This window comes from Chitinophaga silvatica, from assembly GCF_003419895.1.
GTDB lineage: Bacteria > Bacteroidota > Bacteroidia > Chitinophagales > Chitinophagaceae > Chitinophaga > Chitinophaga silvatica.
In genome coordinates, this window is sequence record NZ_QPMM01000002.1 from 518,568 (window position 1) to 544,308 (window position 25,741).

Here is a 25,741-nt window from a genome sequence, read left to right on the forward strand (position 1 = left end):
ACCATGTCTTTAAATTCATCTGCCATCATTACTATTGATGGCCAACAGTTCAGACAATTTAAATATCTTAGTCTCTTACAGCCTATAGATGGGCATCACGAATTTAGTGTACATATCTATACAGATTGGCTTCTGGCGCTAGGGAGAACTGCTATTTCATTGTTGGGAAAAGAAGTACTAATAACGATTAATGCTGTTTTGGATAATGGTAGAACAGAAGGGCTACTTTTCAATGGAATTGTTAGTAATGTAACTATGGGCGGTACAGCAGATGGGAATCTGGAATACTGTATTGTAAATGGAGGATGCCCAACTATTCTGATGGACAATAACCCTGATATTCATTGTTATGAGCAGCAAAAGTTATCTGTAATAATACAAGAGCATTTGAAAGCTTGTAAAGGATTTGTAAATGAGATAAAAATAAATCCGGCTACCGATTCTTTGTTGCGCTATACGGTTCAGTACAGGGAAAGTAGCTACCGGTTTATCAGAAGACTGGCAGAACAGCGGGGAGAATGGTTCTTTTACAATGGGCAGCAGCTGTTTTTCGGGAAATATAAACCTAAAGAATGGAACGTAAACTATCCATTAAATGTGCAGGAATTTTCCATTAATGCCGGTATCTCACCAGGCAAGGGAATTCATAAAAATTATGAGTACAGGAAGGGATGTTTGTATACCGAAGAATGGCCATCTTTAAACAATGGTAGTAGCTATGTTCAGCAGGCTTGTTCAGCTAGCAATCAGCTATATAATCAACCTTCCCTTTACCGTAGCCGGGATAGCTTTAGCAGTCAGGCACAATCCGAACTTTCCAGGCTTGTAGCTATTTATGAGCAACATATTGTAGCAAACAGAGTAACTGTAAAAGGAAAGTCTGGTAATGCAGGAGTCAGAGTTGGGGATATTATTAATTTAAGCAACGGAAAAGATAAACGATTACAGGGTAGTTTTTTACTTACCAAAGTTCATCATCATTATTCTGGAAATGGTACTTATTATAATCTGTTTGAGGGAATTGCAGCAGAAACGGCCATGCCAAAAGTAGTACTGGATAACTCACCGTATTGTGAATCACAGCGGGCTATAATTGTTGATAATAATGATCCGAAAGGATTAGGCAGAGTAAAGGTCAGATTCGATTGGCAGACGAGTGAAAGCTCCCCCTGGATCAGAATTGTGATGCCCTATGGCGGCCCAGGAAAGGGGGTATACTTTGTGCCTGAAATTAATGAAGAGGTTTGGGTTGCCTTTGAAGGATCAAATCCTGAACTGCCCTATGTTTTGGGTGCCCAATATAATGGTAGGGAAACACCGGAATGGAACGATAGTGAGAACAATATTAAAGTAATAAAAACCCGTAGTGGCCATACTATCCAGTTTAATGATTCGGCTGGCAAAGAGCAAATCAGTATTCACAATAAGGTAGGAAACAGCATCACATTTGATAGCTGGGATAAAAGCATCTCAATTAAATCGCCTGAAAGTATTTATCTGGAAGCGAAACAATTGTTTATTAATACCCAGGAAAACATAGCAATATGTGCAGGTGAAAGTTTTAGTTGCTATACCGGAAAAGATCTTAACCTACAGGCTACCGAATTGTTGCAGCTGAGAGCTGAAAGCGAAAATAACCTGGTAGCAGAAAAGCATACAATTCACGCGAAAGAAGTAGAATGTACAGCTGGTAAAATAAAACTGGAAAGCACTAAGGAAAACCTGGAAATCATCTGTGCTGCGCAAATCGATATTCAGAGCAAAGAGAAAATAAGTTTGTTTTAGAATAGATGTTTTATTACTGAGAAAAATTTTTGTTCAAATAACTTGATGAAATAAGCTGTGCTGAAGCAAATGACAAATTGCTATTGTTAATCCAATATATGCCCGTTTTAGAATAGGTGTTTTATTACTAAGAAAAAGTTTTGATCAAATGACTTGATGAAATAAGCTGTGCTGAAGCAAATGACAAATTGCTATTGTTAATCCAATATATGCCTGTTTTAAAATAGATGTTTTATTACTGAGAAAAAGTTTTGTTCAAATAACTTGATGAAATAAGCTGTGCTGAAGCAAATGACAAATTGCTATTGTTAATCCAATATATGCCTGTTTTAAAATAGATGTTTTATTACTGAGAAAAAGTTTTGTTCAAATAACTTGATGAAATAAGCTGTGCTGAAGCAAATGACAAATTGCTATTGTTAATCCAATATATGCCTGTTTTAAAATAGATGTTTTATTACTGAGAAAAAGTTTTGAAATGCCTGAATTGAAAGAACATGATGAAACAAGGAGTGCTGATACAAATGATACATCTGCCTCTTCTGGTGAAGGAACGCCAATGTTATTGGTTTGTGATGGTGCCACTTGTACCTGTACTATGGCAACAAATCCTGCACCTAAAAAAATAAAGGTAATCAGTCACCATAAATTTACATTAAGCAATACCAAACTGCTGGCAACAACCAAAGAGAATAATACTTCTGCATTAAACTTTGGCACCTGTAAAGTTCCGGACCCTTCGCATCCGGTGCCATGTACCGCAAATCTTAAGTGGATAAATTATTATGAACATATTCACCTACCAGGTAATACTTATCCATTAACAGAAAACAGTAAAGCTATTTGTTTGAATAAAGGTGGGAATATCCAGATCATCAGAAATGGCCAAACAGCAGGCTTCAAATCTCCAGACCATCAGACTGATATAAATAAAGACTCCTTTCAAGCAACAAACAGCCAATCAGAAAATACCCCGGTGAATAATGAGTCAATAGAAGCTACAGAAAATACTGAAGCCAATATAACTACTAATCCTAATATTCGGGAAGCCAGAGATGAAAATTCCTTACCCATTAAAGACAATAGTTACAATGGAAAAATAAGAAAGAATGAAGTAGTAACATTTGAGCTAAACAAGCACATGGACAGGCATCCAGCGGATTTCTGGCAGGTTGTTGGCAAAGGAGAAATAGTGATGGCAGGAAATACTTCAGTTTTAGTAAAAGCCGATACCCCTAATACTGCTTTTAGTGTAATCGCCTATTGCAACAATAAACGTATCGAATCGGCAACGATAGTTGTACTGGAGAATAAATTGAAATCTCTGAAGCTGGATAAGCAATGCAGAACTCATGAGACGATAGAATTGGATAGCAGCGATTATTTTGAGTTACCCCCTGATGTGGCTGAGCTTAATGCAGTTTGCTGGCATTGTGAAACACTACCTGATCTTAACTCGTTCAGAGGAGCCAGAATCAGGTATTCATTTGACATGCCGGGAACTTATCAATTATACTCCTACCTCCAGACTATGGGTAAGGAACTGCAGGTTACTGTTTTCGTAAATCGACCTTCTTTGGAATTTGCAAGTTGGAGAGATACTCAGGGCTTAAAGAAATTTATTACAGGGTTTGGTGAAACGAATCACCTGAGTTTAACATTCATGCATTCAAACAACCTATCGGTAGATGTAACAATAGGAGCCATTCATGAAACCAGTGGTAAACGGATATCACTTCAGCATTACAGGCAAAGAGTAGCTGACGACCATATTGGGATTGTTTTTGTTCCTGATAAGGTAAAACATAAAGAAGTCAAAGACGGGATGAAATTTTATGCACAGGTAAAATTCAGTAATCCGGTTTATGCTTCATACCAGGATACAATATTGCAACCAGCTAAATTGCTGAAGCTTAAATCTGTACCAGAAATTGTATCTATCAAATTTCTGAAAAATAATAAACAGGTTTATTGTGTGGGATATGGGGAAACTCTGGATGGACAAGTATATGCAAGGAATTTATTGTTTAGTGAGTTAGAAATAGAAGTATATAGAAAAGAGTTAAGAGGTAATAAAGATTGGTTAAGAAAAGATACGAGGGTTTTTAATTGCAGAACGCATGTCAATAAAGATGGATTGGCTTTTTTTCAATTCAAGTTACAGGAATCTTTTCGCCATCAATACAAAGAAGAGTTTCATACTTTTTATGTGAAGATAAAGGAGGAATCATGGTTTGGAGCTCATGCAATGATAATGGCTTTTCCTGAACTGACGAACAGTAAAAAAGGGAAAACAAGTGCAATCTCCCAAATACAGAAGAATAATAAACACAGTAAAGTAAATCAATGTCCAGCCTGTAATGCTGATATTACAGTTGAAGAGATAATGGATATATGCTCTGATAATAAAGGGAATTTACTGATCAATGATCTTTCAAAGATTCAAGATGCTATTTCAACCCTCAATAAATTCAGACCAATTGTAGGACTATCCAGGTGCATAAGAAAAGCACATTTTTTAGCTCAAATAGCCGAGGAAACCAGATTTTATCAGTTAAATGAAAACTTCAATTATTCTGCTAACTCACTGATCGAGACATTTAGGAGATTTAAAACAGCAGAAGGACGGAAAAGAGCCATGGAATGGGGGAGGAGTCAGAATAATGAGGCTCCTCCGGGGATTGAAAGACAAACAGCCATTGCCAACTGGGCATATGCCGGGATCAATGGAAATAGTCATGATTATAAGACAGGTGATGGCTGGAGATACAAAGGACGTGGATTTATACAACTAACAGGAAAAGAGAATTATAAACAAGTGTCGGAATATTTCAACAAGTATTTTAATGATAAGAAGGTTGATTGGGTTAGTAATCCTTCCTTATTGGAAAATGATTCGGCAAGTGCAATGTCTTCTGCCCTATCTTTTTGGAAGAAGCATCAGTTGAATGCCCGGGCAGATATAGGTATTTCAAGAGAAGTAGTAGCATTTGTTACAAAACCCTTAAATACAGCACTAAAGAATTTGGAAACAAGAATTGAGTTCTTTAATAGGGCAGTGAAAACATTAAGGTTAAATAATTGTATTCATTACAATGCCCGGAAGGATCAAATAGGCAGCATTGTAGTAGTAAGGGGAAACGGACATCATAAGATTGATAAATATGTAGTTTATGAAACAATAGTTTGGAGAAATCTTACATTGGAAAAATATAATCAGTTAAAATCGACCGATTGTCTTCCTGAGCCTGATTACATCACATATCTGTCGCGTGATGCCTGGGATACTACTTATTTGGATGAGGTTACCGGTGATATAATTACGGTGAAGCACGACAACAGGCGTTATGGTAGTTGTAATGAGGTGCCCCCCGGAACATATTATCTTTTTAGTGGTACAGCTACCCAAAAGTATAGCATGTATATCGGTGATACTCCCGGAGTTTCTTCCATTAATGGGATACACGGAAAGCGTGATGGCATAGCTATTCATCATTTTTCGCCAGATGATTCACAAGGATGTCTGACATTGGTTTCCGGAAAGAATAGAGAACCAGTTAGTACATTGTATAGAGAGATTCCGGATTTAACTTTTCAGTCGGGAACCAGGCCTGTAAGGATTATTCTTGAGGAGAGAAAGGTGGCTACTTCTACCTGGAAAAAGGCTGGAAATGGTACCACTAAGTGGATGGGTGTTTTGGATACGGGAGGGTAGGCCAATTATGCAGCTTGAGCTAGATAGGAGGTGATATAGATTAACCATGTATTACAATAATAGCTCCTCTTTTTATTCTGTAAATTTCTTTAGTAGCTATAAATATGTTAGAGCATTAAGAGCCCCGAATACTAATCTGTATAAATTCAATTTATGAAAAATCTTATACTAATAATATTGTTGTTACCCGGTATGACAAAAGCACAATCATCAACCAATAAACAGAATTCCGGCACAGAAGAAAAAACATATTTCTCTTCCGCTGTGGAAGCCAGATTTTTTAAGTCGGGCAGGAAAATGATAACAGCCTGTAAACTACATGATTTAAGCCTTGAGGATTTCGCTGCAAAAATTAAAAGAATCTATAGTGTTGATATTCTGAAATCTCCCGGTAATTATGTGGCATTAGACAATATGGGCCTTACTGTTGCTGTTAAAGATGCGAGGTATATTCATTTTGCGTATTCATCCCATGAAGATGGAGTTGTGCAGTTGGATTTATGTAACTACAATAAAATGGTGCTGTATGATGATCAGGCAGCCTTTGCATATTTTAAGGCATCACATCCTGAGGTTATTTATGAATTGGTAGAAGAAATTGGTTACACAGGTAATCCAGAATGGATGAAATTTACATTCAGGCATATTAATGACGAAACCGGAACAGTGGAAATCCATGATTTACTGTTTGACAAAGGAAGTAAGTGGCAATTAAGAAAAACAATGTTGCAGAAGGTGGTCGAATATCAACCTAACTTAATGTATCTCACATATAGCTTGTTAGAAAGAATAGATAACGCTAAAGAGCAATACAAAGATCCCGAGGAAACGATAGCAAGATTATTGGATGCTTCCTTGCAAAGTTCAATAACAGGATACTGTGAACAAAGATTGGATGTGCATCCCGAATTGATTAAACTTTGGAAAGAGCATCAGTTTTATAAGCTAAATGATTTGCAGGAATTTGTTGATACCTATAAAACCCCAAAAGAAAGAGCCATCGATAGACAGGAAGATGGTGAATATTATTTGTTGGAATTGACAAGCCATTTGAAAGATAAATCCCTGGCTAAAATTGGAATAATCCAGGATAAAGATGGGTATACGAATATCCGTCGTTCTATGAATAGTAAAACTGCAGCGATTATTGCAAAACTGATGGCTAATGAATCGTTTTATTATTGGCCACTAGCGGGTAATTGGTGGATAGTTGAAAAGAAGGATGGAACCAGAGGCTTCGTTCATGCAAGCAGGATCAGAGAAATAAAATGAGAAATAGACTTATTGTGGGTATCGAAATAATGAATTATAATCCTATTTAAAGGTATTTGTGGATTTAGGCTGAATAAAAAGAGGCGAGATAATCGCCTCTTCCATCAATATGCTTAGTTCTTTTTATAGTCTTGTTCGGTATCTTCCCAATCATCCCATTCATCATCATCCTCCCAATCCTCATCATCATCTTCTTCTATTAGCATACTTTGTTCGGATCCGGGTTCAACACCATTACTTCTCCAGTGGGCTACCACTTCATTTGCTTTGGCCTGGATAGGAGAGAAATCAGTAATAGGTTGATCTTCAAAAACTACTGTAGTATCGGGAAGACTCTTAAATGCTCTAAAGCATTCTTCTAACAGAGATATTGTTGCAGGAGCATTACGTAAAGCACTGTAAGACAAACGAATAGCGTCAAAAGGACCACTGTTCAAAAATACTTCTTCCCCATTTAGCATGGGAAATAACCAGATCAGAACATCGTCTCCAGTGTCTTCACTATTTAGAATTCCAAAAAAGTCATCGAGCTGCTCGAATCCTAAAGGTGCTAATTGTGCAAAAGATTTATTTTTCGGCGGAAATTTTGGGTGTTCTTCCCCAGTGATTAAAAATAAATCACCAAACTTCGGTTTTTCTTTTGCCCTAAATTTAAAGTCAATGAGGATGTCGTTTTCCATTGAAGGCTATGATATTTACTATTGTAATTTAGTCTTTTTATTTGGTAGGAATGGAAAAAGTTCTGTAGATATATGTCAGGCTCCTAACAGAATAAGAGGATGTATCAAAAATAATTTAGTAAAGGCTTGAATTCACTTCACAATTTACCTGGTACAACCAGTTAAATATTATTTTTGATACACCCTCCAGCTTTATTACATAAAATGATAACGTACAAAGGCTTCCATTGCAGCATATTTCTGCAAGCCTAGTCTATCATACAGATCAGCGGTATTGGCATTACGATCTTCGGCTCTTTGCCAGAATTCACGTAAGTCGGTTCCCTGGAAAGGAACTACGTCTTTCTGACTTTGGTGAATAAAGATTCCGAGGCGTTTTTGTAAAACCTGATCCGGGCTCATTGGAACGGCCATTTCAATTTCATGGATATCCCATTCTTGCCAGGCTCCTTTATACAACCATACCCAACAATCTTTTGCCCAATCATCTTGTTTTACAATATCCAAAGCAGCAAAAATAACGTCGAGACACACCTTGTGAGTACCATGTGGATCTGCCAGGTCGCCGGCGCAATAGATTTGCTGTGGTTTAATTTTACGCAGTAATTCTACAGTAAGGGCTACATCTTCAGGCCCCATTGGCTTTTTCTCTACTAACCCTGTTTCGTAGAAAGGAAGGTTCATGAAATGAGCATTCTCCTCAGGAATACCTACATAACGGCAGGTAGCTTTAGCTTCGCAGCGACGAATCAACCCTTTAATCGCGCGAATCTCGGGAGTATCTTTCTGACTAGGTTTTTTAGTACGGATAAAAGCTTTAGCCTCATCCAGGATTTGAGAGCTTTTGCTTTTATCGATATCAAACATTCCTTCAAAGCCTACGGCAAAGTCGATAAATCTCAGTACAAATTCATCAGTTACCGCAATGTTACCGGAAGTTTGATAGGCAACGTGAACATCATGACCCTGTTCGTGTAAACGAATAAACGTACCGCCCATAGAGATAATATCATCATCCGGATGCGGAGAAAAAATTAATGCACGTTTTTTAGCAGGTTCGGAACGCTCCGGATGGTTAGGAAGCTGAGGACCAGGTTTTCCACCAGGCCAACCGGTAATAGTATCTCTGATGCTGTTAAACTCTTCGATATTTAGTTCATATGCCGATCCGTATTGCACAATCAGATCATTCAGACCATTTTCGTTATAGTCTTTATCTGTGAGCATAAGGATTGGTTTGTTGAGTTTCAGTGCTAAACTGGTAACTGCCTTACGAATGAGACTAGGAGTCCATTCACAGTCACCGGTGAGCCAAGGTTCTTTAAAGCGGGTCAGCTCAGTTGCAGCTTGCTCATCGATCACAAACTGGCAATTAGGATGTTGCTGCAGTAAAGAAGCAGGTACCTGATCGCTGGTTTGTCCTTCAACTGAGCGGCAAACAATTTTAGCTTTGTGTGAACCCCAGGCCATTAACAGAATGCGCTTAGCCTTAAAGATAGAACCTAAGCCCATAGTAATGGCAAGGCGTGGCACCTGGCTCATATTAGGGAACTCATAAGCATTTGCTAAACGAGTGCTGTTATCTAAGGTAACAAGACGGGTATGAGAGTTCAGATTAGAACCCGGTTCGTTGAAACCAATATGGCCATTGTTTCCAATACCCAATACCTGTAAATCAACTCCTCCGAATTCCTCTATTTTTCTATCATACTGCTCGCAATATTTTTTAATCTGATCTTTAGGAATAGTTCCATCAGGAATAAAATATTGGTCTTCCGGAATATCAATATGATTGAACAAATGTTCCTTCATAAAGCGGTTGTAGCTTTGTAAAGCGTCTGGCTCAATCGGATAATATTCATCCAGATTGAATGTAATAACATTCTTAAAACTCAACCCTTCTTCTTTGTGCATACGTACCAATTCAGCATACATATATTTAGGAGTAGAGCCTGTGGCTAACCCTAATACACATTTTTGTCCTGCTGCTTGTTTCTCACGTATAAGTTTGGCAATTTCCTGGGCAACTGCTTTGGAACCCTCTTTGGCAGAGGGGTGTATTTCCACAGCAATTTGTTCAAAGCTGTCAATCAGTTCGATTTCCTGATGATTAATCGTCATTGTAAACGTTTTTGATTAGATGCGGTTTAAAAACGAGCCGGAAAATTAAAAAAATTTACTGCTAAAGTCTAGTTTTATTTAGCAAAATTTAATTAATATTTCCGTAGCTTAATCAAACCATTTGATATTCCATTCCGTTAATATGTTTATATAACAGCCGATGAGGCCGTATTAAAATTTTTTGGTGTAGGAGTCATTATACAAGCCGTTCGCAGTATTACTCGAACGGTTTTTTTAATGTACCTCCAGTTCATTTACCATTAACCATGCCTGATCACCGGCCCCTTCTGCTCCTGCAGGAATCTTACCAAACCGTTGTACATCCGCTTTCACATATCTGCCTTTAAACGTATTAAATACGCCATTAACTGTGATGATTCCAGATCCATTGAATGTTGTCTGGCGAAATACTTCTTTATAATGTTCTCCATCTTCAGAAACAGAGAATGTTACCTTGCCGGGAGCATAAATCCAATCACCTTTCTTTTGCAATACCCTAATACTAATATTGCTTATGTCCTGCACGCTATCTAAATCAACGATCGCCTGAAAATCCTTATCCTTATATCCAAACCATTGATTGTCGTTATATGATTCATTACCTCTTATACCATCTACCAATATTGTTGTTGCTACAGGTCTGTAGCTTGCATCTGCTTCATTTGTTAGCTTTACTTTCCTGCCTAATGCCTTGTGATAGATAAAATGCTGGTTATATTCATTGCCAAAAGGCTTTTTATCAAGAAATACCTGCGCTCTTATTGTTCCAGTTTGATTAATTGCAATAGGTTCTGTGTAAGGAGTCGACTGTGGAGTAGGGGCGGTACTATCTGTTGTGAAAAATATTTTCCCGTTTTGTAATTTACTATCCAAAACCTGGAACTCTTTTCCATCTTTAAACGTCTGTTGACCTGTTACTTCAAAAATATGTTTGGCATAATTGACTTTCTTTTTATCGAGATGTGCAACGTGAATCTTTAAACGTTCCAGAAAATCATTGTAATTCCTCTTATCGGCCGGTGACCACAAAACCTCAGCTAATGCTGTGGCACGTGGATACACCATATATTCCATATAATCGTTGTTTGAAATATACTCGCTCCATAAGTTAGCTTGCGCTCCTTTGATATACTTCGCTTCATCTGCGCTTAAAGCGGCAGGTATAGGCTCATACTCGTATACTTTTTTAACAGGAAGAAAACCTCCTATAGCCAAAGGCTCGTTAGGGCCCAGTGACTGGTAATGATCAAAATAACAGAAATCACCCGGTGTCATAACTACATCGTGGTGTTGTTTAGCAGCTGCAATGCCACCCTGGATACCTCTCCAGCTCATTACTGTAGCGTTTGGGGCCAACCCACCTTCTAATATTTCATCCCATCCAATAATTTGTTTGCCTTTACTATTGAGGTATTTTTCCATTCTTTGAATGAAGTAGCTCTGTAATGCGTGTTCATTCTTTAATCCTTCAAGTTTCATACGTGCCTGGCACTTCGGGCATTTCTCCCAACGAACTTTAGGACATTCATCTCCTCCGATATGAATATATTTTCCAGGGAAAAGAGGAATTACTTCATCCAATACATTTTGAAGGAAAACAAATACACTATCATTACCGGCACAGTATACGTCATCATATACTCCCCAACGCGTACCGGTTTCATATGGGCCGCCAGTACATCCTAAATCAGGATAGGCTGCCAGAGCAGCAAGGGAGTGACCGGGCATTTCAATTTCCGGAATGATTGTTACAAATCGTTCCTGTGCATATTTTACAACTTCTTTTATTTCTTCCTGGGTATAATATCCGCCGTATGGTTTTCCATCATATTGGTTGTCTGAATATTTACCTTTCATTGTTTCTTTTCGTTTGGAAGCTATCTCCTGTAAGCGGGGATATTTCTTGATTTCAATACGCCAGCCCTGGTCTTCAGTAAGGTGCCAGTGAAAGGTATTGAACTTATGAAAAGCCATGAGATCTATATACTTCTTAACAAATGATACTGGGAAGAAGTGGCGACCAGCATCGAGGTGTAATCCACGATAGGCAAATCTTGGACTATCTGTGATGCCTACTCCCGGAATGTATAAAGCGGCAGACTTACTCAATGGAAGTAATTGCATAAGTGTTTGAACACCGTAGAAGGTTCCTGCAGCAGAATTACCAGTAATATTAATTTTATGGTTTTCTACTTTAAGGGAGTAGCCTTCCGGCTGAGTAGTATCATTACCGCTATGCAGAAATATGGCGTTATCTGTACCAGAATGGTTTATAGATAGCTCGTATCCTGTCAATTCTTTGATCCATGCATTCAGTAATGCTGCTGTTGGTTCATCCTGGGCATTATCAATTACAATAACTGTCTGCTTGTCGAGCAGGAATGAGTCGGCAGTTGGTTTAACACTTGCAGGCAAAGGAATAATGCTTATCTGGCCTTTAGGGATATCTGCTTGTTTTAAGGAGGAACAACTGCAGAGTGCTATGGCTATAACTAAGCATAGGTAGTTCACTGATTTCATAATTATTGCATGTTAATTGTTGGTATGGATAAGAGAATAATTCTTATCTCACTAGCTCTAATTCACAAATGACAGGTCGATGATCAGATGCTACTGTTTCTTCGATAACCTTTGCGCCTGAAGCATTCCATTTGCCCTTAGGAGCAAGCAAAATGTAGTCGAGCTTTGTTTTAGGAGTATCTGAAGGAAAAGTAGGACCGGATTGATGTGTAGCATCAGTAAATACCTGTTTTAGTACTTTTATTTCTTTAGTATTGGGAGCTGCATTCAAATCGCCACATAGAATAACCGGAGTTCTGGCGGTTTCAAAATATCTGGCCAGTGTGTTGGCTTGTTCTATTCTTTCGGCTCCTTTTCTGCTTGCATCAAAATGTGTGGTTACGAAATGGATATCGCTGTCGCCGGGCAGTTGAATGGTTACAATACCAGCTGCTCTTGGTTCGCTGTCTTTATTGGTAGGGAGTGGTATAGTAATGCTGTTTTTAATGGGAAAGCGGGAGAGAATGCCGGTTCCATATCCTCCACCTTCGATATCCAGTGCTTTAACGAAGTAGGTGTACATGCCGGTAATTGATGCTAATTCCTTGAGTTGATCAGCACTTTTAGAGCGGGGCACAACGCTGTCTACTTCCTGTAGGGCAACAAGATCCGGGTTTGTGGCTAATATTACATTGGCAATGCCTTTCAGATCTACCTCCTGTTTCATATTTTCCCCATGATGTATGTTGTAGGTCAATACTTTTATTCGCTGGTTTTGAGCCTGAGCATAAAAGTTGAATAAACATACAGCAGTAATAAGCAGCAGTCTTTTCATAATAGTAATATTTAGAAGGAAAGGGATAGTTTATTCCTTTCTTTATTTAAACGCTTCTTTCACTGGCCTACCTGTCCAGACAGCCGGAGTTTTCAATCCAAAAATCCAGGCAAGAGTGGCTGCGGTATCATAAGTAACGACACTATTCTTTATTTCATGGTTCTTAGCAATTCCCGGGCCACGGATAATCCAGGGTATTTGCATTTCTTCCATAGTTTTTCCACCATGACCTTTTTTAATACCACCATGATCTGCTGTCAGCAAAATAATGGTATTATTCCACATGCCGGCGTCTTTTACTGCCTGAAAAATTTCACCTAGTCTGATATCATTAATATGAACCTGGTTGTAATATTCAGGGGTATTATGTCCGATGTTATGTCCTGTGCCATCCGGTTCGTCGAAATGGATGAACAGGAAGTCAGGTTTTTTAGATTTGATATAGTCAATTGCGTTAGCTGAAGCCAGGCTATCATTATCATGGCAGGCAACAGCTTTGTTTACTGCTTCTTTGGGGAACAAATAACCGATACCATCCCAACTATAGATAACTCCAATTTCAGCAGCAGGTTTTTGTTCGCGTAACAGCGTATAGATGGAAGGAAACAGGCCGTATTTATCTAATTCTCTGGAGGGTAGTTCAGGTTTCTGGCTATTCCATTCCGTATATCCATGAACTTCAGGGCCTGCACCCATTACCATTGATGCCCAGTTTACAGCACTGGAGGAGGGAAGTACACTACGAGCCTGCAGTGTATAGCTGCCATCCTGCATCATTTGTTTCATATTAGGATTATCAGCTTTTTGAAAGCTGTAGGCGCCGAAACCATCCATACCGATAAGAATGACGTGTTTCACACCTTTTATCTGGGCCTGCGCATAGTAACTACTAACTAGCAGGCTTACTGCTAAAATCAATTTTTTCATTCGTTGTTCACTTTTGGGCGGATAAAGTCTCCGCTGACTTAATTCTACTATAGCTGGTTGCTAAGATAATAATGTTTTTTCTGCAATCTCACGTATAAGGGCTACTTCTTTTTGCTGTGTTTCTGAAATGCCATATTCAGGTACTCCCGGTATGCCACCCATACTTATATTTGGGTTTCTGTAAACCATTTTGCTGTCTTCATAGGCTTTAGCGGAGGTATGATATTCTGTAATTCCGGTACTTTTAATTAATTGTTCTATGTTACCGGATCGTACTCCTGAACCAGCCATTATGGCAATTCTGTCGTTGGCGCGAATCAGTAAATCTTTCAGCAGGGTAGCACCTTCCAATGCGGTATTTCTGCCTCCGGAGGTGAGGATTCTTTCAAAGCCAAGAGCAATAATATCTTCTAAAGCCTCAAACGGATTATCGGTCATATCAAATGCTCTGTGAAAGGTAACTTTCAACGGAGCAGCAACGGTGGTCAGTACTTTGCATCTTACTTTATCAACTCTTCCGTCTGCAGTCAGGATTCCGGCAACTACGCCATTGCATCCCAGTTGTTTGCAAAGTTCAATGTCTTTGATCATTGTTTCAAACTCCAGATCGGAATAGAGGAAATCGCCACCCCTTGGCCTGATTATGGGGTAGAGAGCAATTTGTGTTTTCTCTCTTGCGAGGGCAATTGTTCCATAAGACGGAGTAGTACCTCCTTCCAACAGATTATCACAAAGCTCAATTCTATTGGCACCTCCATTTTGAGCAGCCAGGCAGGAGGCAACAGAACCGGCGCATATTTCGAGCGTAAATGCCATAAGTAATGTTTTGGGTTTTGCTCGCAGAGAAGGAAAGTTTTTTGAAGAGACATAAGACTTTTGTAATTAATATTTTTCTGTATAAATATCTTATGCTTCTTCAAAAAACTTACCTTCTCTGCGAGCAACAATTAAAAATAGTGCTTGCCATCGATCAATGTATCGCAGTTGTTGGCAGTACAAACTGCATAATTGAATCCTTGTTGCAGGCAATAGGCACCATGTTGTCCTTTTTTATTTAATGCAAGGAAGCCTATCTGAATTTCTTTTGCTTTAGCCGGGCTTCTTCTTACAATACGTTCAACGGCTTCTTTACATGCCTTTTCCGGAGGATACCCTTGTCGCATTAATTCCACGACGAGGTGACTGCCTACAATTTTTATTACTTCTTCACCAACGCCTGTACTGGTAGCACCACCAATTTCATTATCAACATATAAGCCAGCTCCGATAATTGGAGAGTCTCCTAAACGGCCATGTAATTTAAATGCCATACCGCTGGTTGTGCAGGCTCCGGACATATTGCCCTGAGCATCCAGTGCCAGCATACCGATGGTATCGTGATTGTAAACGTTACCAGGAAGTTTCAGCGGATTGAATGTGGTGGGGTTATTTCCTTGTCCGTAGGAAGAATTTTCTATGTTGATGATGGGTTTGTATTCAGATTTTTTCAGCCATTCTTTCCAGGCTTTTTCGGCTTCAGGGGTGAGCAGATTTTCTTTTTTGAAGCCATTTGCCAGTGCAAATTGAAGAGCGCCATCACCAACCAGCATTACATGCGGTGTTTTTTCCATCACCAGTCGGGCTACGGAGATGGCATGGGTAATATGTTCCAGGGCGCCAACAGAGCCGCAGTTACCATTTTCGTCCATGATACAAGCATCGAGGGTAACTCTGCCGTCTCGGTCGGGAAATCCACCGAATCCGACAGTATGGTTGTTGGGATCGGCTTCGGGTACTTTTACACCAGCTTCTACAGCATCAAGGGCGCGGCCCCCTTTTTTAAGAATTTCCCAGGCGGCAGCATTGGCAGCTCTACCAAAATCCCAGGTGGATACAACGATTGGTTGGCCAGGTTTGGCGGTTCTGCGGGTAGGTGCGGCAGTAACCCCATCTAATGAGAAAACAGCGGCTCCAAGTGCCGCTGTTTTCAAAAATGATCTTCTATCTTTCATAAATAGCATTTAGTTATTCACTTCAATTTTGCTGAAGTGCGGCTATGCTAATCTTTCATTTCCCACGCCAGTGCACTGGCACCCAAAATAGCAGCATCGCTTTCCTTCAGTTCAGAGAACAGCAATTTAACTTTATTCTGGAAAATAGGAAGCACGTTCTTTTCCATATGCTCCCTAACTGGTTTCATGATCAGATCACCGGCTTTAGTTAAGCCACCAAAGAGGATGATAGCTTCCGGGCTTGAGAACATAACGAAATTTGCCAGGGCTTCACCTAAGATCTTACCTGTAAATTCATATACTTCCGTTGCCAGCGGATCGCCTTTCATCGCTGCTTCATAGATTACTTTAGAATTGATTTCTTCTTTACTATGTTCGCGCAATATGCTAGGAGTATCGGGGCGCGTAGCTAAAAATTCCAACGCTGAAGCAGTAACACCGGTAGCAGATGCATAGGCTTCCAAGGAACCTAATGCGCCGGTACCAGGGTGTGGACGGCCATCCGGAATTACGATGCAGTGGCCAAGTTCACCGGCAAAACCATCATGACCGTAGATGAGTTGACCGTTGGCAACAATGCCGCTTCCAACTCCGGTTCCGAGTGTTATTACGATGAAATCTTTCATGCCTCTTGCAGCACCGTATATCAATTCACCTAATGCAGCTGCATTAGCATCGTTTGTCAGAACAGTAGGTACACCAAATTTTTGTTCTAAAAGGCTAGCCAGTGGCACAATACCTTTCCAACGTAAATTTGGAGCGTATTCGATATTTCCGGTATAGTAATTACCGTTAGGAGCACCAACGCCAATTCCTTTTATATTTTCCATACCACCAGCCTGCTCAATTAAAACAGAAAGGTGTTGATGTAATTCGTCCAGAAAATCGTTTACATCCTCATACTGATTTGTTAACATCCGACCATCACACAAGATATTTCCTCTGCGATCTACAACGCCGAATTTTGTATTAGTTCCCCCAATATCAATGCCCACCACTAATTGCTGACTCATAATCAATTCCTTGAGATTTTAAAATGGTTTTAACTCTAAATGCGAAGAAGGCCAGGTAAGCAAAGCAGAGGGCTGGAATGATGTAAGAGGCGTGGATACCAATGCTTGGAATATCTGCCAATCCACCTTGTACAGGAGGGATCAAAGAACCACCAAGAATCATCATAACCAGGAAGGCAGAGCCCTGACCAGTATATTTGCCCAAACCGGCAATAGATAATGCGAAGATGCTAGGCCACATTACAGAACAGTATAAACCGCCGCTGATAAAGGCAAAAGTAGCAACAGGCCCGGTTGTGAATAAACCTATCAAAATAGATCCAATACCCAGTAAACCAAATACCATCAGTGTTTTTGCTGGCTTATCCTGTCCGGCAAAGAAACCGATAATCTGGATTACTATACAAATGGAATATGGATATAAAACTGAAATATCGTTTCCTCTGATGACGTTTGCTGCCAATACCACACCGTAAGCAATGAATGGTACAATTACGCAAAGAATGTTACGTACTGTTTTAGATACATTAAATACAGAGATGGCACCAGTCCAGCGACCAATCATCATACTACCCCAAAACAGGGAAACGTACGGATCGAGCTGTGATTCAGCCAAACCATTAACGGTAAGGAAGCCAGGATGTTTCAATAATGCACCCAGGTTACTGGCAATGGTTACTTCAACACCAACATAGATGAAGATAGCAAGCATACCCAAAATCAATTGTGGATATCTCATCGCTCCCCAACCTTCACTATTATTGGCAGAAGCTTGTTTTGTATAAAAGAGTACGCCGATAATACCAACGATACCTGCAATGAAGAATGGTAATTCGATCTTCATAATTAATCCCACAAGGATAAGAATGAACATCAGGGTAATGCCAAGCAGTGATCTGGTAGCTTTCGGAGAAGATTCGAAAACTTCAGAATCCTGAGACTCAGGCATTTTTACAAAGGCAAAAATAGCAGCAGCAACAAGGAAGAGAACAATTAATAAGATGTAAAGAGTATTGATCTTACTAATATCAGTGCTTACATCACCTCCTTTAATGTTACCGAATAACAACATACTCACGATGATCGGGCCAATAGTAGTACCGAATGAGTTTACACCACCAGCCAGATTCAGACGGTGAGAACCTTTAGCAGGATCACCTAACAGAATGGCAAAAGGATTAGCGGCTGTTTGTTGCAGAGAGAAACCTAATGCCACAATAAATAATGCCATCAGGATCAGCGCAAAGTAACCGAAAGTAACTGTTTGCTGGAAATCATTTGCCAACACCGTTGTTACTTTTTCAACATTGGCTTTGTTGAAAGTGGCAACATACTGATGATGTTCATCATCTTTGTTAAATCCACCTGCTACAGCAGACAATAACTGTTGATTGGAAATGTACTGATCAGCTTTGTCTCCTTCACTAATTAAAAGTGAATAAGTGTCCGGAGCTTTCTCACGACGGATCTTTACTTGTCTGTCGGATGTTTGCAATTGCTGATCTACCTGGAAACTGCTGATGTCTTTCACGGTTTCCGAGATAGAAACGATTTTCTCTTTGTTGACACATGGAATCATAATACCTGCACCCAGTACAGAAATAAGGAGACCGTAAATGATACCTTTTCTGTAGCCGATCTTGTTCAGGATATCTACTTTTCTGGCAGCAGAAAACAGATATAAAAGCAAAGAACCAATAAAGTAGGCACTATAAAAGGCAAAATCAATTAACTGGGACTCCAGTTGGGTAAGGTTGAAATGCGATTTACAAAAAGGGATAAAGATACTGTTGGACGCAGCCAGAAATCCCCAGAAAAAGAAAACCAGAATAAGCACAAAGAACGAAGGATGAGTGCTTTGTGAATTTTGTTTTGAATGCTGAGTCATAAACGTGTTGTTACTGTGAAATTTTTGCCGGTTAAATGTATAATTATTTTTTTTAAATTTTTTTAAAAAGTATAATTTTTCTTGCAATATACTATATAGATAAAACGTTTTAGCAAAAATATTTGAGAAATATACAAGAAATATAAGAGAAGTTTGATTAAGTTCGTGTCCATCTAAAAATAATCTGACCACATTATGTCCAACCAAACAGTAACAATGGAAGCCCCTCCAAAACAGACGGGGTACGCACAATCTATGGCTATCATTGCCATGTTATTCTTCATATTTGGTTTTGTTACCTGGCTAAATGGCACCTTGATCCAATTCTTCAAAATAGTTTGTGAACTGAATGTTGCACAGGCATTATTGGTGACAATGGCATTTTTCATGGCCTATTTTGTATTAGCAATACCTTCCTCCTATATTCTTGATCGCACCGGATTTAAAAATGGAATGGCATTAGGCCTTCTTATTATTGCGATAGGTTCACTAATCTTTATCCCTGCTGCCAACTCACGTAATTTTGGAATATTCCTGACCGGATTGTTTGTGCAGGGTGCCGGATTGGCTTTGCTGCAAACTGCTTCTAATCCTTATGCCAGTATCATCGGACCAAAAGAAAGTGCTGCAAAGCGCATTAGTATTTTGGGAATCTGTAATAAAACCGCCGGAATATTGGCTCCGATTATTCTTAGTTCAATTGTTCTGAAAAATGCAACTGAACTCGAAACAAAGATCGCTGCAACCATTGATCCTGCTGAAAAAACTACTTTGCTGAATGAACTGGCTGCCAGAGTGCAGACTCCTTATATCGTTATTGCAATTGTACTGGTAATCCTGGCTTTTTTATTAAAGCGTTCTTCATTACCGGAGATTGATACCAATCAGGAAGATGAATCTACCGCTGCAGCTACCTTAGGTAAAACGAATGTATTACAGTTCCCTCAACTGACGCTGGGTGTACTTTGTATCTTTACGTATGTTGGGGTAGAAGTAATGGCAGGTGATGTAATCGGTATTTACGGTCACTCTCTGGGATTGAGTACTGATCAGACTAAATACTTTACGCCATTTACCCTTACAGCTATGCTGATCGGTTATTTGGTTGGTGTTGCAACCATTCCAAAATATCTTAATGGTAAGAAGAGTTTGCAGATTTCAGCTGTTTTAGGTATCTTATTTACCGTAGCATCATATATGTCAACCGGCTATTCAGCTATTATTTTCATTGCCTTGTTAGGTTTGGCTAATGCATTGATGTGGCCTGCCATCTTCCCAATGGCAATTGATGGTTTGGGCCGTTTTACTAAAATTGGTTCTGCCCTGTTGATCATGGGTATTGCCGGTGGTGCAATTATACCGCAGGTTTATAGCGGTATGTTTAGCGAAGAAAGTATGTTTAGCTTTTTATATAATCCAAATATCGATTTTCGCCATGCCTTCCTCTATTGCATGGTTCCTTGTTACCTGTATATTCTCCTGTATGCATTTATAGGTGATAAAGTAGGCAGGAAATAACCATTACCGGTTAAAAGATTGTCTTCTATAATAGCAGATCAGCAGAAATGGAGAAATCCGTTTTTGCTGATCTTTTTTTATTGGCACTGGTACCTCTCCGGATTTTCAAGCGTATAGTATTATCTAGCAGATAGATTAGAAAAAATCATTTTAATCCTCGTTTTTTTTATATTTTTAGGTGTAAATTTTACGTTTAATATTTTTTGAATGATACAACATACCAGAGCACTCTTTGTCGACTTATTTGAAAAAGAACCAACAATGGTGCTATCCCCAGGTCGGATCAATTTAATAGGTGAACATACTGATTACAATGATGGTTTTGTGTTGCCCGCTGCTATAGATAAGAAGATAGTATATGCGATTGCGCCTAATCATACCCGTCAGTGCACTGTGCATGCCGTTTTTACCAACGAAACACAATCATTCAGTTTAGATGCTGTAAAACCTACCCCAGGATGGATTAACTATATCATGGGCGTTGTATATCAATTACAGGAGCGCGGATTACCAGTATCCGGCTTCGATTGTGTAATCGCCGGAGATATTCCAGTAGGTGCCGGTATGTCTTCCTCTGCTGCAGTGGAAGGTGGATTAGTAGCCGCACTAGATAATTTGTTTGGGTATCAGTTATCAAGAATGGATATGGCCCTCATCGGTCAGAAAGCCGAACATACTTTCCCGGGAGTGAAATGCGGGATAATGGACCAATTTGCCAACTTACACGGCAAAAAAGATCAGGTAATGCGCCTCGATTGCCGCAGCCTCGAATTTGAATATTTCCCCTTTAATTTCCCTGACTATAAAATTGTACTGTGCAATTCCATGGTGCATCATTCCCTGGCGTCTTCCGAATATAATGTTCGCCGCCAGCAATGCGAAGAAGGTGTGAAGGCCATCCAGGCAAAACATCCTGCAGTTAAATCTCTTCGCGATGCTACCATGCAGATGCTCTATGAAGTACGTGATCAAATATCTCCGGTTGTCTATAATCGCTGTGCCTATGTAATCGCTGAAATTCAGCGCGTACAGGATGCTACCAAACTCCTGAAAGAAGGAAATATCAATTCTTTCGGTGAACTGATGTACGCCACACATGAAGGCCTAAGCAAATTATATGAAGTAAGCTGCCCTGAACTGGATTACCTGGTTTCCCTGGCGCGTACCCGACCAGAAGTTGCCGGTGCTAGAGTGATGGGTGGAGGATTCGGCGGTTGCACCATCAACCTTGTGAAGAACGATAAAGTAGATGAATATGTAGATTATATTCAATCTAACTATCAAACCAAATTCGGAAAAATACCAGAAGTATACGTGACCACTATTGAAGATGGTGCTAAAGTGATGGTGCCAAGCGCAGTTTAGTTGCTCGCAAAGCAGCATAAGTTTTTTTTAAGCAGCAAAGGGATTGAAGCGAATATTAATAAGTACACTGATAGGTTTTTATCAATAATATAAACCTATTGAAAGAGTCCTTAAAAAAATCCGCTTCAATCCCTTTGCTGCTTAAAAAAAACTTATGCCTCTCTGCGAGAAACCAGCGAGCAACGCTCGCTAGTACTGGTCATCTAATGCAAAGATCGGAGTTCTGTTCATCCAGCGACCACGGGTGAAGTCTGGAATGAATTGAACATTACCACCTTCAGCAACAGATTGCTCACTAAGCGGAGTAATCGCATACCAGGTAGCCATATCATAAACATCCAACGGATACGGTGCATTACGTTTTACACACTCCAGGAATGAGTTTAATACAAACCAGTCCATACCTCCGTGACCAGCACCTGCGGCATCTTTGCTGTAACGTTTCCACAATGGGTGGTCGTATTTCGCAAAGTAGCTGTTAGGATCTTCGAAGCTGCCGGTTTTTTCCCACTGATCATGTGGACTCTTATGTTCTACATAAATGCTGCTCTGATCATCCATCCATAAACCATTAGTTCCCTGTACGCGGAAGTTCAGAGAGTAAGGGCGTGGAGAGTTGGTATCGTGCGATAGCATGATCGTTTCTCCATTATTGGTTTTGATTAGTGTAGAAACAATATCTCCCAATTTGAAATCTACTTTCGTATTAGGATGGTTTGCACCACCATTATCTACGATATATTTATGCAAGCCGCGGGATTTGGTAGCCATTGAAGTTAATGACAGCAAACGGTTACCACGGTTGATATTGATCATATTGTTGATAGGACCGAGGCCGTGAGAAGGATACAGATCACCGTTGCGATATACAGAGTGATTAGTTCTCCATTTAGCTTCAGATAATGCTTTCTCACCAAACTCAACTCCACCACCATAATACTGCTTACCGTCATTGAATTTTACGGCGCGCAGATCATGCTGGTATCCTCCCTGCAGGTGAATCAGTTCTCCAAATATTCCCTGGCGAACCATATTCAATACTGCCATTACATCGCGGCGATAGCATACATTTTCCATTCCGAATACCGGGATACCAGTAGCTTCACTGGTATTTACCAGTTCCCAGCATTCCTGAATATCGGATGCTCCACATACTTCAACAGCTGGAGTTTTACCTGCTTTCATGGCTGCAACAGCCATGATTGTATGCCATTCCCAGGGAGTAGCAATAACAACAGCATCGATATCATCGCGTTTCAGCATGTTGCGGAAATCCTCCGGGCCATTGGTATATTCTGCTACTTTTTTCTTAGCACCATAGGCCTTTTCAATCATTGCCTTTGCCTTAGGCACTGTGAAAGCGGTATCGGGATCTGCAAAAGCAATTACTTCTGCATCTTCACGATGTAAAAAGAAATTCAGGTGTCCGAGTCCTCTTGCTCCAACACCAATTAATCCGATTCTTACTTTTGGTTTTTTTTCGCTGGCAAACAGTTTGGTAGATGAGCCAAGCATAGAAATCCCTACGCCCGCTGCTACTGTATTCTTCAGAAAGCTTCTGCGATGCAGTGGTTGTTTATTCATTGTTCAAAGTTTATCTGCGTATTATAATACGTTTAGAAGGCACTAAATTTATAAAAATTGATTTATCCAAACCAATCTGTTTAACAATAATCTTACATTTTTGTGATAAACGGTGGCTTTTGGGTGTGTTACCAATCATCTTTTTATTATTTTAAAATAGGTATTACATGATAATGATAATTTTTGATTATAAATAGGGAAATTCGAATCATTACGTTTGTATATCTATCCTATCTTTAGTTTTTTACTTTTAATTCCGACAATGAAAAAAAATTGGCTGCTATTTGCTGGGTTATTTAGCTGCGCTGTAGCTTCTGCTCAGGATATCAAACCTTATGGTGCCTTACCAACTAAACCCCAGGTTGCCTGGGCCGACCTGGAATATTATATGTTCATTCACTTTGGTCCCAATACTTTTACCAATAAAGAATGGGGGCATGGTGATGAAGATCCAAAAGTCTTCAATCCCAAACACTTGGATGCCCGTCAATGGGCCAGGACAGCCAAACTGGCTGGTATGAAAGGTATTGTAATTACAGCCAAACACCACGATGGATTTTGCCTGTGGCCAAGTAAATATAGTACCCACACCGTTAGGGAAAGTGCCTGGAAGGATGGCAAGGGCGATATATTGAAAGAACTTTCTGCAGCGTGTAAGGAATACGGACTAAAATTCGGAGTATACCTTTCACCCTGGGATCGTAACCACCCGGCCTATGGAACTGCCGAATACAATCAGATTTTTGCTAAAACCCTCAACGAGGTTCTGTCGGGCTACGGGCCGGTATTTGAACAGTGGTTCGATGGAGCAAACGGAGGAAATATTAAACAACCCTACGACTGGGATTTATTTCATAGCGTAGTATATAAGAATCAGCCTAATGCGGTTATATTCAGTGATGTAGGTCCGGGTTGCCGTTGGGTAGGTAATGAAAATGGATATGCCGGTACCACCAACTGGAGTACATTGAATGTAAAAGGCTTTACCCCTGGAGTTGGTGGCCCTGATACCAAATCGCTGAATGAAGGAAATGAAGACGGCGAAAAATGGGTGCCAACAGAATGTGATGTATCAATCCGCCCGGGATGGTTTTATAGCCCGGATACCGACGATAAGGTGAAATCACTGAACCAACTGCTGGATATTTATTATGCCTCGGTTGGAAGAAATGGAAATCTGATCCTGAATGTGCCGGTCGACAGAGATGGCCTCATACATCCGAACGATTCTACCAGGCTGATGGAGTTACGTCAGGTGCTGGATGCTTCCTTCAAAGATAACCTGGCCAGACAGGCTAAGGTTACGGCAACCAATACCCGCAGTAATAATACAGCTGTTAAAGTCTCAAATCTTACTGATGGCAATAACAAAACTTACTGGGCTGCCAGCGAAGGAAAGAATGATGCAGTAATTACACTGACATATAGCAAACCTGTTACCTTTAATCGCCTGGTTCTGCAGGAATTCATTGCACTCGGCCAACGTGTTAAAGCTTTTAAGGTAGAGGTCCTGGACAACGGTTCACTCAAGGAAGTAGCAAATGAAACAACAATAGGACATAAGCGTATACTCCGTTTACCGCTTACTACCACTTCCCAGATCCGTATTAGTATCCTGGATGCTAAAGCTGCACCTGTAATTAGTGAAATACAATTATTTAAGGCACCGGGAGTTATTACTACTCCTGAAATTTCGAGACAGGAGGGAGGAAAGGTGATTATTAACGGAGCAAGCTCTCCGGATGTAACGATTCACTACACCACCGATGGTACGGAGCCGGACTTTCAGTCGCCGGTTTACAACTGGAATTCGAATATCTCACTACCGAGAGGAGGAACTGTGAAAGCGCGTGCGTACGTAGATCAGGGCAAAACTGCCGGGAAAGTTGTAACAAAGGATTTTGACATAGCTTCTGGTACCTGGAAAGTTGTTGGTTCTACAAATAGGAAAGCGATTGATGGAAATGTTGAGTCTGTTTATGTAACTGATAAAAACGAGATCCAGATCGACTTAGCCGAAACCTTTAACCTGAAAGGATTTACTTATACCCCACCTGAATCTGATGATCATGGGGGAACTATATCCATTTATGGATATGAGTTTTATGTGAGTAAAGACGGAGAGCAGTGGAGTAAGGTGGCTACTGGCCAATTTGCCAACATTAAAAATAATCCGGTTATTCAGACGGTGAAGTTTCAGGCAACGGATGCCCGTTATATTAAATTGGTATCAACAGCTCCATCTGACGGGAAATCAAAATCAGTGGCAATTGCTGAGCTGGGAATTTTGACCAGATAAGTTTTTGAGGAAGTAAATATTACGGAAGCATAAGAATTAAAGTAAATGTGTAACTAGCATTAACCAGATTCTTATGCTTCCTGTCTTTTTGGACAAAAAATTCTTCGCTCAATATTAAATTTTTCAAATTTTTACATTCTTCTGAAAATATATAATTGATTAATAATCAATCTAAAAATGCAACAAAAATAAAATCCTGGCCCGCTGATGCAACTTTGCTGCTTTGCAAGGAAAATCCCCGAAAAAAAA

General features: G+C 39.9%; 16 protein-coding genes. 6 read left to right on the forward strand and 10 right to left on the reverse strand.

Going from position 1 to position 25,741, the window contains the following annotated elements:
- The first annotated feature begins 3 nt into the window (after positions 1-3).
- From DVR12_RS06470 to DVR12_RS06480, 3 genes are all read left to right on the forward strand, one after another.
- Positions 4-1,785, forward strand: a complete 1,782-nt coding sequence (locus DVR12_RS06470; RefSeq protein WP_116974785.1) for a type VI secretion system Vgr family protein — start codon at positions 4-6, stop codon at positions 1,783-1,785.
- Between the two features lie 478 nt (positions 1,786-2,263).
- Positions 2,264-5,500: a PAAR-like protein gene (locus DVR12_RS06475; RefSeq protein WP_116974787.1), complete on the forward strand. Its 3,237-nt coding sequence runs from the start codon at positions 2,264-2,266 to the stop codon at positions 5,498-5,500.
- A 153-nt stretch (positions 5,501-5,653) separates the two neighbouring features.
- On the forward strand, positions 5,654-6,772 hold the full coding sequence (locus tag DVR12_RS06480; protein ID WP_147323420.1) for a hypothetical protein: 1,119 nt from the start codon (positions 5,654-5,656) through the stop codon (positions 6,770-6,772).
- A gap of 113 nt (positions 6,773-6,885) precedes the next feature.
- Here the strand turns inward: DVR12_RS06480 and DVR12_RS06485 are convergent, their stop codons facing one another.
- The 9 genes from DVR12_RS06485 to DVR12_RS06525 form a co-directional block, all read right to left on the reverse strand.
- Entirely contained in the window at positions 6,886-7,452 is a 567-nt protein-coding gene (locus DVR12_RS06485; protein ID WP_116974791.1) for a hypothetical protein, read from the reverse strand.
- Between the two features lie 195 nt (positions 7,453-7,647).
- Complete coding sequence (nagB, locus tag DVR12_RS06490) at positions 7,648-9,573, reverse strand: glucosamine-6-phosphate deaminase (protein WP_116974792.1); 1,926 nt, start codon at positions 9,571-9,573, stop codon at positions 7,648-7,650.
- Between the two features lie 234 nt (positions 9,574-9,807).
- Positions 9,808-12,093, reverse strand: coding sequence for a glycoside hydrolase family 20 protein (locus DVR12_RS06495; protein WP_116974794.1), 2,286 nt, complete (start codon positions 12,091-12,093; stop codon positions 9,808-9,810).
- A gap of 43 nt (positions 12,094-12,136) precedes the next feature.
- On the reverse strand, positions 12,137-12,907 hold the full coding sequence (locus DVR12_RS06500; protein ID WP_116974796.1) for an endonuclease/exonuclease/phosphatase family protein: 771 nt from the start codon (positions 12,905-12,907) through the stop codon (positions 12,137-12,139).
- Positions 12,908-12,949: 42 nt separating this feature from the next.
- The gene (locus DVR12_RS06505) at positions 12,950-13,834 is read right to left on the reverse strand and encodes an alkaline phosphatase (RefSeq protein ID WP_116974797.1); all 885 of its coding nucleotides are present in this window, start codon (positions 13,832-13,834) and stop codon (positions 12,950-12,952) included.
- A 60-nt stretch (positions 13,835-13,894) separates the two neighbouring features.
- Positions 13,895-14,650 carry a copper homeostasis protein CutC gene (locus DVR12_RS06510; RefSeq protein WP_116974800.1) on the reverse strand — a complete coding sequence of 252 codons (756 nt, stop codon included), beginning with the start codon at positions 14,648-14,650 and terminating at the stop codon, positions 13,895-13,897.
- Between the two features lie 131 nt (positions 14,651-14,781).
- Positions 14,782-15,825, reverse strand: a complete 1,044-nt coding sequence (locus tag DVR12_RS06515; protein ID WP_116974802.1) for a N(4)-(beta-N-acetylglucosaminyl)-L-asparaginase — start codon at positions 15,823-15,825, stop codon at positions 14,782-14,784.
- Between the two features lie 47 nt (positions 15,826-15,872).
- On the reverse strand, positions 15,873-16,838 hold the full coding sequence (locus tag DVR12_RS06520) for an ROK family protein (RefSeq protein ID WP_116974804.1): 966 nt from the start codon (positions 16,836-16,838) through the stop codon (positions 15,873-15,875).
- A complete protein-coding gene (locus tag DVR12_RS06525) occupies positions 16,810-18,726 on the reverse strand; it encodes an MFS transporter (protein ID WP_199417056.1) in 1,917 nt (638 codons plus the stop codon). The genes DVR12_RS06520 and DVR12_RS06525 overlap by 29 nt, the downstream gene beginning before the upstream one ends.
- A gap of 195 nt (positions 18,727-18,921) precedes the next feature.
- Between DVR12_RS06525 and DVR12_RS06535 the strand changes: the two genes are divergently transcribed.
- Together DVR12_RS06535 and galK are read left to right on the forward strand one after the other, a co-directional pair.
- A complete protein-coding gene (locus DVR12_RS06535) occupies positions 18,922-20,244 on the forward strand; it encodes a sugar MFS transporter (protein ID WP_116974806.1) in 1,323 nt (440 codons plus the stop codon).
- Positions 20,245-20,451: 207 nt separating this feature from the next.
- The gene (galK, locus tag DVR12_RS06540) at positions 20,452-21,609 is read left to right on the forward strand and encodes a galactokinase (protein ID WP_116974808.1); all 1,158 of its coding nucleotides are present in this window, start codon (positions 20,452-20,454) and stop codon (positions 21,607-21,609) included.
- Positions 21,610-21,798: 189 nt separating this feature from the next.
- Here galK and DVR12_RS06545 read toward each other — a convergent pair whose 3' ends face one another.
- Positions 21,799-23,193, reverse strand: coding sequence for a Gfo/Idh/MocA family protein (locus tag DVR12_RS06545; RefSeq protein ID WP_199417057.1), 1,395 nt, complete (start codon positions 23,191-23,193; stop codon positions 21,799-21,801).
- 262 nt (positions 23,194-23,455) lie between these two features.
- Here DVR12_RS06545 and DVR12_RS06550 point away from each other — a divergent pair, with 262 nt between their 5' ends.
- Positions 23,456-25,492 (forward strand): alpha-L-fucosidase, encoded by a 2,037-nt coding sequence (locus DVR12_RS06550; RefSeq protein WP_116974810.1) that lies wholly within the window; start codon positions 23,456-23,458, stop codon positions 25,490-25,492.
- Positions 25,493-25,741 lie beyond the last annotated feature (249 nt).

What these genes read in the sequence shown, in the direction of transcription:
- galK (WP_116974808.1), top strand. Translation starts at nt 20,452, where the DNA reads ATGATACAACATACCAGAGCACTCTTTGTCGACTTATTTGAAAAAGAA.
- DVR12_RS06520 (WP_116974804.1), bottom strand. Translation starts at nt 16,838, where the DNA reads ATGAGTCAGCAATTAGTGGTGGGCATTGATATTGGGGGAACTAATACA.
- DVR12_RS06500 (WP_116974796.1), bottom strand. Translation starts at nt 12,907, where the DNA reads ATGAAAAGACTGCTGCTTATTACTGCTGTATGTTTATTCAACTTTTAT.
- nagB (WP_116974792.1), bottom strand. Translation starts at nt 9,573, where the DNA reads ATGACGATTAATCATCAGGAAATCGAACTGATTGACAGCTTTGAACAA.
- DVR12_RS06515 (WP_116974802.1), bottom strand. Translation starts at nt 15,825, where the DNA reads ATGAAAGATAGAAGATCATTTTTGAAAACAGCGGCACTTGGAGCCGCT.
- DVR12_RS06485 (WP_116974791.1), bottom strand. Translation starts at nt 7,452, where the DNA reads ATGGAAAACGACATCCTCATTGACTTTAAATTTAGGGCAAAAGAAAAA.
- DVR12_RS06545 (WP_199417057.1), bottom strand. Translation starts at nt 23,193, where the DNA reads ATGAATAAACAACCACTGCATCGCAGAAGCTTTCTGAAGAATACAGTA.
- DVR12_RS06510 (WP_116974800.1), bottom strand. Translation starts at nt 14,650, where the DNA reads ATGGCATTTACGCTCGAAATATGCGCCGGTTCTGTTGCCTCCTGCCTG.
- DVR12_RS06525 (WP_199417056.1), bottom strand. Translation starts at nt 18,726, where the DNA reads ATGACTCAGCATTCAAAACAAAATTCACAAAGCACTCATCCTTCGTTC.
- DVR12_RS06495 (WP_116974794.1), bottom strand. Translation starts at nt 12,093, where the DNA reads ATGAAATCAGTGAACTACCTATGCTTAGTTATAGCCATAGCACTCTGC.
- DVR12_RS06475 (WP_116974787.1), top strand. Translation starts at nt 2,264, where the DNA reads ATGCCTGAATTGAAAGAACATGATGAAACAAGGAGTGCTGATACAAAT.
- DVR12_RS06505 (WP_116974797.1), bottom strand. Translation starts at nt 13,834, where the DNA reads ATGAAAAAATTGATTTTAGCAGTAAGCCTGCTAGTTAGTAGTTACTAT.
- DVR12_RS06470 (WP_116974785.1), top strand. Translation starts at nt 4, where the DNA reads ATGTCTTTAAATTCATCTGCCATCATTACTATTGATGGCCAACAGTTC.
- DVR12_RS06535 (WP_116974806.1), top strand. Translation starts at nt 18,922, where the DNA reads ATGTCCAACCAAACAGTAACAATGGAAGCCCCTCCAAAACAGACGGGG.
- DVR12_RS06480 (WP_147323420.1), top strand. Translation starts at nt 5,654, where the DNA reads ATGAAAAATCTTATACTAATAATATTGTTGTTACCCGGTATGACAAAA.
- DVR12_RS06550 (WP_116974810.1), top strand. Translation starts at nt 23,456, where the DNA reads ATGAAAAAAAATTGGCTGCTATTTGCTGGGTTATTTAGCTGCGCTGTA.